The 13,450-nt window shown below is 35.2% G+C and carries 13 protein-coding genes; all 13 read left to right on the forward strand.

Annotation, left to right across the window (positions count from 1 at the left end; genetic code table 11):
- Window positions 1-2: 2 nt before the first annotated feature.
- The 13 genes from GI584_RS08655 to GI584_RS08715 all read left to right on the forward strand — a co-directional run bounded on the left by GI584_RS08655 (window position 3) and on the right by GI584_RS08715 (window position 13,444).
- On the forward strand, window positions 3-1,031 hold the full coding sequence (locus tag GI584_RS08655) for a TFIIB-type zinc ribbon-containing protein (RefSeq protein WP_153790983.1): 1,029 nt from the start codon (window positions 3-5) through the stop codon (window positions 1,029-1,031).
- On the forward strand, window positions 1,028-1,786 hold the full coding sequence (locus GI584_RS08660; protein ID WP_153790984.1) for a TPM domain-containing protein: 759 nt from the start codon (window positions 1,028-1,030) through the stop codon (window positions 1,784-1,786). The genes GI584_RS08655 and GI584_RS08660 overlap by 4 nt, the downstream gene beginning before the upstream one ends.
- 27 nt (window positions 1,787-1,813) lie before the next feature.
- Window positions 1,814-2,800: an SPFH domain-containing protein gene (locus GI584_RS08665; protein ID WP_153792954.1), complete on the forward strand. Its 987-nt coding sequence runs from the start codon at window positions 1,814-1,816 to the stop codon at window positions 2,798-2,800.
- Window positions 2,801-3,842: 1,042 nt separating this feature from the next.
- On the forward strand, window positions 3,843-4,955 hold the full coding sequence (locus tag GI584_RS08670) for an AAA family ATPase (RefSeq protein ID WP_153790985.1): 1,113 nt from the start codon (window positions 3,843-3,845) through the stop codon (window positions 4,953-4,955).
- Window position 4,956: 1 nt separating this feature from the next.
- Complete coding sequence (locus GI584_RS08675) at window positions 4,957-6,183, forward strand: TadA family conjugal transfer-associated ATPase (protein ID WP_153790986.1); 1,227 nt, start codon at window positions 4,957-4,959, stop codon at window positions 6,181-6,183.
- A gap of 7 nt (window positions 6,184-6,190) precedes the next feature.
- The gene (locus tag GI584_RS08680; RefSeq protein WP_228552374.1) at window positions 6,191-7,153 is read left to right on the forward strand and encodes a type II secretion system F family protein; all 963 of its coding nucleotides are present in this window, start codon (window positions 6,191-6,193) and stop codon (window positions 7,151-7,153) included.
- 3 nt (window positions 7,154-7,156) lie between these two features.
- Complete coding sequence (locus GI584_RS08685; protein ID WP_153790987.1) at window positions 7,157-8,023, forward strand: type II secretion system F family protein; 867 nt, start codon at window positions 7,157-7,159, stop codon at window positions 8,021-8,023.
- Window positions 8,024-8,063: 40 nt separating this feature from the next.
- Window positions 8,064-8,234 carry a Flp1 family type IVb pilin gene (locus GI584_RS08690; protein ID WP_153790988.1) on the forward strand — a complete coding sequence of 57 codons (171 nt, stop codon included), beginning with the start codon at window positions 8,064-8,066 and terminating at the stop codon, window positions 8,232-8,234.
- Window positions 8,235-8,257: 23 nt separating this feature from the next.
- Window positions 8,258-8,881 (forward strand): TadE/TadG family type IV pilus assembly protein, encoded by a 624-nt coding sequence (locus GI584_RS08695; RefSeq protein ID WP_100361058.1) that lies wholly within the window; start codon window positions 8,258-8,260, stop codon window positions 8,879-8,881.
- Between the two features lie 29 nt (window positions 8,882-8,910).
- Window positions 8,911-11,289, forward strand: a complete 2,379-nt coding sequence (locus GI584_RS08700) for a hypothetical protein (protein ID WP_153790990.1) — start codon at window positions 8,911-8,913, stop codon at window positions 11,287-11,289.
- 92 nt (window positions 11,290-11,381) lie between these two features.
- Entirely contained in the window at window positions 11,382-12,011 is a 630-nt protein-coding gene (locus GI584_RS08705) for a DUF4352 domain-containing protein (protein WP_194842169.1), read from the forward strand.
- A 156-nt stretch (window positions 12,012-12,167) separates the two neighbouring features.
- The gene (locus GI584_RS08710; protein WP_153790992.1) at window positions 12,168-12,806 is read left to right on the forward strand and encodes a hypothetical protein; all 639 of its coding nucleotides are present in this window, start codon (window positions 12,168-12,170) and stop codon (window positions 12,804-12,806) included.
- 41 nt (window positions 12,807-12,847) lie between these two features.
- A complete protein-coding gene (locus GI584_RS08715; RefSeq protein ID WP_100361054.1) occupies window positions 12,848-13,444 on the forward strand; it encodes a TadE/TadG family type IV pilus assembly protein in 597 nt (198 codons plus the stop codon).
- Window positions 13,445-13,450 lie beyond the last annotated feature (6 nt).

Raw genomic sequence — 13,450 nt, forward strand, 5'->3', positions numbered from 1 at the left:
CGATGTTAGTACATTATAAGTGTCCGAATTGTGGTTCGGATATGGCCTTCGACAGTGAATCAGGACATCTTTCCTGTGATAGCTGTGGAAAAGAAGAACATATTGATACATATGAGGATCTCCATATCACGCAATCATTTGAAGAAGATGAGGCAAAAGAATATCAATGTGAAAACTGTGGAGCTGTTGTGTTAACAGATGCAGATACTACAGCTACATCCTGTAGTTTTTGTGGTGCAGGAGTCGTCTTAGCTGATCGATTGTCTGGTGATCTTGCGCCAACTAAAGTGATTCCTTTTACAATAAGTAAAGAAGAGGCGAAGCAGGCGTTCAAAAAATGGTGTAAAAATGGTAGATTGACACCGAAAGGATTCATGACAGCAGACCGAGTGAAGAGCATCACAGGTATGTATGTGCCATTTTGGATGTACGATTTAGATAATGATGTCGAAGTAAAAGCAACTGCTACGAAGGTAAGAACATATCGCAGAGGGGATTATCGCTATAAAGAAACACGTTACTATAACGTATATCGTGATCTTGACGTCAACTATTTGAAGGTACCGGTAGATGCATCAGAAAAAATGGATGATGCGTTAATGGATAAACTGGAGCCTTATCATTATAATGAACTCAAAGAATTTAAAACGCCCTATTTAGCAGGCTACTTAGCGGAAAAATACAATTACACGGATAAAGAATTGCTTGGTAGAGTAAAAGAAAAGATTAAGACTTTCATAGATTCTTATGTTTCCTCGACAATTTCAGGTTATTCAACAGTTCAATATCAACAAAAAAATATTGATACAAAGCAAAAAAATAGTTATTATGCGTTGTTACCTGTCTGGATGGTTTATTATGACTTTGATAAACAGGAACATACTTTTGCGATGAACGGACAGACTGGGAAAATTGTTGGTAAACCACCGTTGAGCTATCGAAAAGCCGCGATTTGGTTTGGAAGCATTTCTGGTGGAGCGTTTGTTGTGTTTAAAACGATCGCATTACTGTTAGGCGGTGACCTTTTATGAAAAATGTTAAGTTGAGTTTTTCTTTCTTTTTCATTCTACTAGTTTTTTTAACCTTATTAACGATACCAGTAATGGCAGATAAGCAGTATATTTATGATGATGCCGGCATTTTTGATAACGCGAAGGTATCAGAACTTGAACAGTTAGCAAAAGAATATAGTGAAGAAAACGAAACCGATTTTCTCATTGTTACTACTGATGATCCTGGGAATAGAGATGTTAAGGAGTATACACAAGATTTCTATGATGAAAACACCCCTGGTGATACGGCAATCTTAACGATCGATATGAGTGAGCGAGAAGTTTATTTAGCTGGTTTTGGAGCTACACAGGAATATTTATCAGATGAACGATTAACGCAGATTCGAGAACATATTACCCCTAATTTGTCAGCTGATAACTACACAGAAGCCTCTAAGCAATTTTTTGAGAAAGTCGATCAATATTTAAGGGTAAGTCCTATTATTAACCCTGATAGTATATTCTTAAAAACTTGGTTTCAGTTAGTAGTAGCAATAGTGATAGGTGGAGTTGTTGTTGGATCGATGATTTTTAATATGGGTGGACGTGTCACCGTTAATCACCAAACATATATGGATCCACAAAATTCACGAATCGTAAAGAAACGAGATACGTATATTAGAAAGTCTGTTCAAAAAACGAAAATTCAAAAAAATAATAACCGAAGTGATGGCGGAGGTGGTGGAGTGACTAAAGGTGGTCATTCTCATACCGGCAGCCGTGGTGGATTTTAAAAAGTATAGAAAGGATTTGATAGCATGATGAGTTTTTTTAGAGGACAATTAGCTAATGTAGTGGAATGGGAAGAGTTCAGAGATGACATGATTTTTTGGAAATGGAACAATCGTGAAATCAAAAAAGGAAGTAAATTAATTATCCGTCCTGGCCAGGATGCTATCTTCTTTGACCAAGGAAAAATTGAAGGTGTGTTTAAGGATGAGGGGGAATATGAGGTAGAATCAGAGATCGTTCCTTTTTTATCGACACTAAAAGGATTCAAATTTGGTTTTAACAGTGGGATGCGAGTGGAAGTGCTCTTCGTTAACACCAAAGAATTTATCGTCAAGTGGGGAACAAAAAATGCGATTAATATTCCAACCCCGCAGCTACCAGGCGGAATGCCTATTCGTGCAAATGGTACGTTTCAATTTAAAGTAACCGATTATGTGAAACTAATCGACAATGTAGCAGGTGTGAAGGACAGTTACTTAGTTGAGGATGTTCGTTTACGTATTACGGCGATTCTGGATCAGTTGTTAATGAAATGGATAACTAGAGAAGGCAAAGATATGTTCAATCTTCAGGCAAATTCCTTTGAGATCGGCAATGGAATCCAAGAGGATTTAGACATGCAAGTTAACAGTGATGGATTGGAAATCACGCGCTTTAATATTATGAGTTTCAATTATCCTAAAGAAATACAAGAGATGATCACCAAGTCTGCTTCACATGGCATGATAGGTGATATGAATCGATATAAGGATGTTTCGATGACAGATGCGATTGCTTCTGGAAAATCAGAAGGCGGCAATACAGCAACGGACATGGCTGGGATGATGATGGGCATGAACATGGCCCAGGAAATGGTGAAAGGCATGAATCAAAGTCAATCATCGAATCCACAACAACAAAGCCAGCCACAACAAAATAATAATCAATCAGGCGCAATTCCTAATTTTTGTCCGAATTGTGGGAACAAAACAGCAGGAATGAACTTTTGTGGAAATTGCGGACATAAACTAGCATAAACGGTAAATGGCTATTCTGTAAAGAATAGTCATTTTTCGTTGCTAACGAATAATAATTCATTTTTAAAATTATTGCTCTTCGCTGTTCACGAATTAAATGTTAGATTAAGGGTATTTCTTTATTAAGCATTTCTAATACTTTTGGATTAGTCGCAACAAAAAGTAAATAGTCATAAACTCCTCTTTTTTTCTAAAAACATCGCGAATTAAAAATTCCTTCATTTTGTAAACTCAGATGGAATTGCGTCATATGACACCCTGGCTTTTCTAGTGTTTTTTACAAAACTAACTAATTTTGCTAGTTAATCTTCCAACAATGAAAGAATAAACTTCTACAGATAATAGATCATAAAAAAGTACTATTCCCCTGCAATGGCAGGAGATAGAAGGATTGACAAAATGGTGCAAAAATGATATGTAAGCGCTTATTATATGAAGAGAAGGATGCAAAATTTGTATTATATTGTCTTTATATTTTCATCACATACACATAATTAAGATTAGTTTGAAAGGTATAATAGCTTATTAATTAGGTAGAAATCGCCTCGCGCAAGTAACTTTGATTTCAAATAGTATGAATTTGAGGTATTTATTTCAAATAAGAGCAATCCAAATGACCTATGAATATCAGCTTGTCAATAAATGTCGATTTATGAATGGTTCTTTATACCTTATTTCATAAATCGCTATGTGATGGTGTTATATTTGTGTTTGATAAAATCTTATTTTCTATAAATAGTTAATTTAACTTATCGGAATACGCTGTATGAGTCTTTTGTATCGTTTTTAATTAATCGTTTTTACCTATGGAAATTATATACATATATGATTAAATAAACGTAGTGTTAGAATGCATGAAATTTGTGGAAATTTATCCATACAAAACTATTAATTCAAAAGTGATACAGCAAAATAGCAGATGTGATATTTGGAGGAAATCGAATAATGAATTTACATATGAAAATAACAGTCTTATTAGCCGTGTTATCGCTAGTATTTATAATAGGTGGAATTATAAAACTCTTTTAAAGGGGGAGGTACCATGAAGAAATTACGTCTTGTTCTATTTGATCTTGATATAGAGTATATAGAATTGTTTGCTAATTATATTAGAACTTCGGAGTATGCGACTAGGTTTGATGTGAAGTTATTTTCTAGATATGAGAGCTTGCAACAATATTTAGAAAGTGATGAACATACAGATATCCTTTTGCTATCCACTGAAGATCTACAACTAGAACCAGAAATGGAAGGTGTCGAAACTCTCCTCTATTTAGTAAATGATGCGGCTGAAGAACTATCTAAAAATGAGCTGTTTAAATATCAGCCACTAAGTCACGTTATTTCACAAGTATTATCCTTGCATTATGAACATGATGGTAAGAAGCCTAGTAAAGGGAAGTCGCATAGTGGAAGTTCAAATGTAATTTCCGTCTTTTCAGCATCGGGCGGAACGGGTAAGACAACCACAGCATTTCATTTAGCTAATCAAATGAAGGAAAATGGACTAGCAGTGTTCTATCTTAATTTGGAGTTAATCAATAGTAGTACATTGTTTTTTGATGTTGAGCATCTTTCATCATCTTCTCCGCTACTGTATTACTTGAAATCAAATGCTGAGGAATTGCAATCTAAAATGAAGGAATTGATGGTGGTAGATCAGAATACAGGTATACCTTTCTTCTATTTCATGCCAAGCGCAGAAGAAATGCTAGATTTAAGTGAGCAGGAAATAGAATTGCTATTAGATAATCTTATCAAATTAGAAGATTATGATTATATCATTGTTGATCTAGAAAGTACGATAAATTCTATTTCGCTTACTACATTAAAGAAAAGCGATCAGGTTATTTGGCTGTTAGGAAATGATATGTACAGTTTTCACAAAACTGGCTATCTATTAGAAGAGTTACATGGCTTTGCAAATGATGGTTCCTTTAGTGATCGAGTGCAATTAGTACTAAACAAATATACGGGTTCTATGGATCCTAGCTTAGTAGAAATGGGAATAGAAATAGGTCACTACCTTCCTTATATACCAGAATGGAAGCAGTTAGTGAATAAAGAACAACTTAATAATCAGGTGTTTGAGGAGTATATTCAAAAACTCATTCATTCCTTAAGCAACAAGGTAGCAAGTGAGGTTGGTGGATGAGATGGAACAGAATCATGAATTAACAGAATCCATTATCGCTCATGTCCGTGATATGTTAAATGAAAGACAGACAATGGAAGACAAAGCGCTGCATGAATATATTGAACACTACGTATTTCAGCGAGCGGATGAGCATAGATTAACATCAAAGCAAATGAAATGGATGATTGATAGAACGTACAATGCATTTCGAGGCCTGGATGTACTCCAGCCATTAATTGATGATCATTCCATAACAGAGATTATGATTAATAGTTTTGATGAAATTTTCATTGAACAAGATGGTCAAATTTTCCAAAGTGATGTGCAATTTGAAACCTCTGAAAAACTGGAAGATATTATTCAGATGATAGTTGGTAGGGTTAACCGTACAGTTAATGCTTCATCTCCGATTGTCGATGCTCGTTTGCAAGATGGTTCGCGGGTTAATGTGGTTTTACCACCAATTGCACTTAAAGGTCCGACCATGACAATTCGTAAATTCCCTGAAAAACCGTTAACCATTAAAGATTTGGTTAAGAAAGATTCAATTACTGAAGAAGTAGCAGACTTTTTAGAAAAGCTGGTCCGTGCCAAATACAATGTTTTTATCAGTGGAGGTACTGGTTCAGGTAAGACTACATTTTTAAATGTTTTATCCAACTTTATTCCGAAAGAAGAAAGAATCATAACGATTGAGGACTCAGCTGAGTTGCAAATTAAAAGTGTACCGAACCTTGTCAGTATGGAAACACGGAATGCGAACACCGAAGGTAAAGGTGAAATCACGATGCGCGATTTAATCAAATCCTCGCTACGGATGCGACCTGACCGAGTTGTAGTAGGGGAGGTTCGTGGTGTGGAAGCATTAGATATGCTCCAGGCAATGAATACTGGTCACGATGGTTCACTGTCAACTGGTCACTCTAATTCGATAGAGGATATGTTGAGTAGATTGGAAACAATGGTGTTAAGCGGGGCTAATTTTCCGATACCAGTAATCCGTCAGCAAATTAGTTCAGCAGTTGATATTATGGTACACCTTTCTAGGTTAAGGGATCACTCTAGGAAAGTAGTAGCTATAAGTGAAGTATTAGGAGTAGAAGATGGAGAAGTCCAACTATCACAATTGTATGAATTTGTTGAAGAAGGTGAAGGACCAGCAGGTAAAGTAGTAGGATCTTTAAAACCAACCGGTGCGAAGTTACAAAACAGACTGAAATTAGAAATGTCAGGAATCAATCTGTGAAAAAGGGGTGATCCAAATAGAAATTTTTATTATTGCTACAGTGGCAGTTGCCATATTGATTGTTGTGTTTATTATTATGGATCGAAAGAAAAATAAAAATGATGAAGAATCTACGGAAAAACAGGTAAGATTTCAACAGGCAAAAGTTGCAAAGAAAGAAAAGAAACAAAGCAAACCAAAGAAAAATAAAAAAGTGGAAGAGCCTCCTTTCAATGAACATGGCATGACCAACTACAACACCTATAAATACAGTAGTCGTGAGTTTCTTTTATGGGTAATTGTTGGTTGTGGACTCTTATTTGTAATAGGGTTTATTTTTTATCAAAATGTTATCTTAGCAGCGTTGTTCTGCCTTGTCGGACTCAATTTTCCAAAGATGAGAAAGAAGCAAATCATCCAAAAGCGCAAAGCTGAGTTAAGTCGACAGTTCCAACAATCACTCTTTTCATTGTCGTCCTCTCTTGTAGCAGGGAGATCGATTGAGAATGCCTTTAGAGAAGTAACAAATGACTTATATTTACTCTATCCAGGTAAAAAAACGATGATCATTCAAGAATTTGAACATATTAATAAACGTCTCGAAAATAGAGAGCCAATTGAAAGAATGCTAGAGGAATTCAGTGCCAGAGCAGGTGTGGAGGATATTGCAAACTTCACAGATGTATTTGTTACCTGTAAACGAACAGGTGGCGATTTAGTAGAAGTTATCAGACGAACAGCAAATATGATTAGTGAAAAGTTTGAAATCCAACAGGAAATATCCGTAATGGTTGCCCAAAAACGATTTGAGTCGAATGCATTAACATTGATACCAATTGGCATTGTTGCTTTGTTAACTTATTTTTCCGGTGGTTACATGGAGCCACTATATCAGTGGTCTGAATTTGGTCCAATTGTTATGACATTTTGCTTGGCGTTACTTGCACTCGCATTTTGGGTTTGCCAACGAATAATGAGTATCGAGGTGTAAGATATGCTAATTAGCGCAATATTTAGCATTTTTGCAGTCGGTTTGGTTGTTGTTTGTTTTATATTTGCCGGCTCAAAATATAAATTGTTTATCGAAGAAAATAAGGCAGACTTTCAATTTTTATTTATGGCTCCTGCATCTTTATGGTTAATAGATCGCGTAAAACTAATAGAGCGGTTATCAACACAAATTACTGCTATCCAGTTTAAAGTAGCTATTCTTTATTCTGCAGGTAAACAGGTACCACAATATACCAAAATGTTTCTGGCGCAGACGATTTCAGTAATTTTACTTTGTTTGGCTGGAGGTAGCTTATTTGCTGTACTAAATGGTGGTGACGTAAGGTTTGTCGTTTTTGCTATTATTCTAGCAATTATTATTCCGTTTGTATCAGTGAAAAAGCTAGATGAAAAAATGGAGAAGCGGAAACAGGACATTATTATTGAGTTACCAGAATTTGCTAGTAAGATCGCTTTGTTAGTAAATGCCGGCGAAACTGTTCAGCAAGCAATAGTTCGATGTACGATGATGAAAGCAGATCAAGACCATCCGTTATATCGAGAACTGAATGATGCCGTAGTCAAAATAAAGAACGGTGACTCCTTTAATGGTGTAATGGAGGATTTCAGTAAACGTTGCGGTGTTCAAGAAGTATCTGTTTTCACAACTACTATTCTATTGAATTATAAACGTGGTGGTAATCAACTTGCGTTATCCTTACGGGAACTATCACGAGATTTATGGGAGAAACGTAAAGCAATTTCCCGGAAACGAGGAGAAGAGGCTTCTTCTAAACTCGTGTTTCCAATGGTGCTAATTTTTATCGCAGTACTCATTATTATAGCATATCCTGCGTTAAGAATTTTTTAGCATACATCTTAGCTAAACACATTAAAGGAGGTGAGAGAACATGCAGAAAATTTTGACTAATCTATGGACTGAAGAAGATGGTCTAGGTACATTAGAGTTGTTATTAATCGTTGCCGTACTTGTTGCTGTTGCAATATTATTTGGTAATCAGATTATTGAGTGGGTTGAGCAAATTATCGATGGAATAGATGTTACTCCACCATCTCCATAAATTTTAAAAAGGGAGTATTGTATATGTTCCTTTCATTGCAAAATAAGTGGAAGATGCTCCGCAAAGATGAAAAAGGGATGTTTACTATTGAAGCATCCCTCGTCTTCCCAATTATATTTATAACGACAATTGCATTAATATTGTTCAGTTTAGTTATCTATGAAAAAGTAGTTATTTATCAAAAGGCTCAGTTAATTGCTGAACGCACTTCGTTTACGTGGGATAACAGCTATAAGGATTTTGATACAGGTGAATTTCCTATCAATGCATATACGACGATGGATAATGGTGATGGACTGTATTGGCGTACTAACTTTATAGGAAAACAATTTATTGAAAAAGTATTTCCAAACCGTTTAAAGGGTGCTGGTGATGACAAAATCGAACGAGCGAGAACAGAAGGAAGTGCAATGTTCACAAGCGGTGATGTGCAAATTGAAGAGCCGAGTGCTTTAGGTTTTGACAGAAGAGTAAAAGTCACAGTTAATGGTAATCTTAAACTGCCCGATTTTGTCGACTTACTTGCAGATCAAGAATTCACAGCAAAAACCAGCGCGTCTATAAAAGATCCTGTTGAATTAATACGTACAACCGATTTCATTGTTCATTATGGAAAAGAAGTTATGGGATCTATTACGAGCAATTAGAAACCTTTTTAGAGGTGAGGTTATAGGTTATGAGAAGATTTCTATACAAACTAAAATATGATACTAAAGGTGCTGTGACAATCTTTTTTGTAATGATCATTGCATTGGTCTTTGCCTTCAATGCGGTATTGATCGATTATGCTCGTATTATGTCCGCTGAACAACAATCAGAGTATGCGCTGCAAAGTGCTGTTCGCTCTGCTATGGCTAGTTATGATAATGATCTGCGAGATTACGGACTTTTCGGAGTTGATGGTAATGCTATTGAATCAGAATATCAAGACTTGTTAGAAACAAATATTGAAGCCACTTCCAACGATGAAGCATTTAGTTTTACTGATCCTAATGTTGAAAGTGCAAGTATAGACTTTTCAAGAGAACTAGCTGATAAAGATATTTTGGAACATCAAATTTTAGAAGAAATGAAATATAAAGCTCCTGTTGAGATCGCAAAGGAGCTAATTGAGAAATTTTCGTTTTTAACTACAGCAGTAAAAGAAACATCAGCGTTTGTAGATGCAGCAGAAAAAATTCAAGATGATTTTGAAGAAAGAGAAGAGCTTTTGGATGAAACTGAAGAAACATATGACAAAGTGTTAAGTGATTTAGAAACATTTAAATTAAATTTAACAAACTCTGAATATAGTGTTTATCCAAATGTTAATTATTATAGAGATATTGTTCATCACTATAATACATATAGTCAAACTGATAGTAATATTAATGAATTACAAAATGAAATAAACAATAAAAATTCAAATAATGAAACAATTGATGAGCAACTAAGTGATCTTCGAGATGAGTTAGAAGATTTAGAAGAAGATTTGGAAAAAGTTAAATCTGGAGAAGAATTAGATCCACCTAAAACAGCTGAAGAACTAGAAGAAGAAATTGAAGATAAAGAAGATGAAATAGAGGAAAAGGAACAACAAATTAGCGACAATGAACAGACTGTATCTGATAACGAAGAGGAAATTGAGGAATTAGAACAAAATGCAGAAATATTCAAAGAACAAGCAGAACAAAAAATATCAGATATGGAAGAGTTAGCAAATTCAATCGTTAATTCTGTAAAAGATATCCAGGAAAAAATGAATACAGCAAGTGATTTGAATGATAGCATTCAAGAAATAGTTGATACAGCAGGTAACAATGCGGAAGAAAATTATGGACAAGCAGAGGAAAATTTAATTGATGGACCTCCAGAAGGTGTTAACTCTGTAGATGATGTGTCTCAAGAAATTTCTGAAAATAGCCGCAAATTACAAGATTATCCTTATGATAGTGAATTTTTTGAACAAATCATTAGTGCAACGGATGATGCTGTATCGAAGATAGAAACATTACCAGAATTATTTGAAAATATTAATATTGACGATACCACAACTTCTAACCTAGAAAATATTCGAACAGAGGCTCTAGAAATGGTACAGAATGGTGAAGAAGGGGTGAATTCTGGATCAGATAAATTGAGTGAAGATCGTAAAGAATTTGAAAATGAGTTAGACCAACCAAAAGAAGATTTAGAAGAAGAAGCTGAAAATCTAAATGATGAAATGGAAGAATTGCTAAATGATGCAGAAAACATAACTGATGATGTTGGTGTTTATCAGGAACTTCAAGGATTAGTCGACAAATATAATGCATATGTTTCTGAAAGTGATGGAGATATTCCTGAACTTGACTTGGGTGAAGATGCAAAAGGCAGTGCTAGTAGCGCTATGGATATTGTAGACTCAATATTCAGTGGAATAGGAAGTATTTTAGCAGATGCCAGAGATAAGTTATACATTAATGAATATGTTTTATTATACTTTGAAAGTGCTGAGCCAACAGGTATAACAAATTACAGTGATTTCTTATTTGAAAATCGAGAAGTAGAGTATATACTATACGGGCAACATACAGCAGGAGCTAATTATTCAATGGCATTGGGACAATTATTTGCAATTCGATTTGCAATTCGATTTGTTGATGCATTTACACAAGAATGGGTTCGTTCAGCAGGACATCCTCTTCTAGTTTTTATAGCAGCATTATCATATGCTTTATCTTTTTCAACAAAAGACGTTAATGATATGGCAAGTGGAGCGTCAACCCCTTTACTAAATAAAAAATTAACACCTAAGGACAAGTTGCCTATGGTATACCATGATTATTTACGTTTGTTTATGTTTCTGAATCCGCTAAGCGATGCACGTTTTAAAAGAATAATGGCAGTCATTGATAAGAAAACAGGTGTGGATTTAACAGAAAGGCAAACCTATGTAAAAGGTAGTTTGGAAACTTCAGAAAGATTGATATTTGTACCACAAGTTGCAGACATGCTAAATTTAGTCGGTGTACTGGACGGGCAGGCAGAAGACGGGAAATTTGTTTTTGGAAAAGAAGCACATTTCTCTTATTAAGAAATTTTAAAGACATTTAAGAATAAGTATTTTATGTAGCAATAAATATGAAGGTGTACTTCAAATAAGAAATTATTAAAAGGAGAATGACTATGAGAATGTTACGCTTAAGTTTGTTAACTTTATTTATGGTAATGGCGTTGATAGCATGTAGTTCTGATGATGACGAGGCACAGGAACCAAATGAAGATGAAACACCGGACACAGAAGAAACACAAGATAATGTTGAAGATGATACTGAATCACCAGCACAAGAGGAGAATGAAGATGAAAATGAGACTTCAGATAATGAAAATAATAGCGAAGAACAATTAAGTTTAGGAGATTCTACAGAAGTCCAAACTCCATCGGGAGATTATGAGCTTACTGTTAATTCATTTGAATTTCTTGATGATTTTGAAGGAGAGCAGCCTGATAGAGACACATTTGTTTTAGTTCAATTTGAGGTTAAAAATATTAGTGATTCGCCTATTGTTGCAGAAGAAATTTATGAAGCTATACTATTTGATGCTGATGACATTAGTTCAGATTACATCATATCAAACTCTTCAGTGGATGTTTTTGGAGAAGAAGAGATTCAGCCTGGTGAAACAAAAGAGGGAGAGTTTTTGTTTTCACACAATGAATCTGACTCATATATTTTACACTTTAACTATGGTTTCTTAGAGTCGATAGCGACAAATGTAACTTATGAGTTGTCAGCTGGAGATGCCAGTAACTAATGTGCTTTGAGAAGGGGGCCTTCCCCCTTCGCTTGATATTAGAGTGGTTATAATGAAATATAACTAAGCTATCATGCTATTTTATTATTAGTTACTCGAACATGAAATAAATGTTTTAGAAAGTAATGATAAAATGAAAAAAAAGGAGAGATTTGAGTGAAAAAAAATCTATTTTTAATTACAAGTTTATTAGCAATTTTAGCCTTAGCTGCTTGTAATTCAGAGGAACCAGTTGAGGATACAGAGAATAAAGATCCTGAACCAACTGAAGAAATCACACCAGAAGAAAACGAAGCAGAAGTTGAAGAGCAAGATGAGGCAAGTGATGCTGAAGAGTCGGAGGGCAGTAACTCAAATGATGTAGTTGCTGAAGCAATGGAAGAATTTCCAGATGCAGTTCGTTTAGGTGAAGAGATAGAATATGAAAGTGAAGATTCAGCATCCCAGGATCATATTAACCAAAAAATAAACCATTTTTACTTTGCGGACGAAATAGACGGAGTAGAGCCTTCAAATGATTTTTTTCTAGTAGTTAACATTACCATTGATAATTTAATTGATGATTATTTTTATGGGGTTAATTTCTTGAGTTCTGTAGCAAGGGACGATAAACGTACTACATATCAAAGGGAAACTGGAGAACTTGAAGAAGAGTTGACGGATGAAGGAGATGGTGTTAGTACAGGAAATATAATTTATGATGTGAAGGAAGCTAAATACTACAGAATTTCGATGCATGGAGATAAAGAATTTATTCTGTTCCCTGATGAAGCGGAGGAAGCACCAGAGGAGTAGTCGGTATTATCATACAGTGTGGTACTTAAGGAGGTGAAGACATGAAGCGGTTTGTCAGAAAAGAAGATGGAAGTATTACTCTTGAAGCAGCAATCGTCATGCCATTCTTTGTATTGTTTTTAGTGTTTTTAATTTATATGGTTAAGTTTGCATTAGTAGATATTGCGATTAATCGGGCAACTTCTGAAGCTACTAAACAAGTAGCGACGCAATTATATCCGGCAATGGTGGTCGTTGATGAAGTGAAGAATGCTGGAAGTAGCATCCCGAAATATGCAGAGTTGGATGGAGACTTAAGTGAGAACATTAATAGAATTGAGACATCAGTCATTGCGACACTTGGTGAAGCTAATTACAATACGATCAAAGAACAGGCTGGTGCTGCTGTAGAAGGGGCAGCCGCCTCTGTATTCACCTCCGTAGTAACTCATTATCTAGAAGTTGAAGAACAGATGAACATTGTTGAAACAGATAATGTACAAGTTACTTCAGCAAAAATACCTAATATTTTTTCGGATGGCGGAGATAAATATGTTGAACTCACCACTGAGTATGAGTTAGATTTACCGATACCTTTTATAGAAGAGCCATTTATCTTTGAGAAGCATTCCAAGGAAAGAGCATGGATTGGATCATAAGAAAGG

Origin of the sequence: Gracilibacillus salitolerans (assembly GCF_009650095.1) — a bacterium.
Taxonomy (GTDB): domain Bacteria; phylum Bacillota; class Bacilli; order Bacillales; family Amphibacillaceae; genus Gracilibacillus; species Gracilibacillus salitolerans.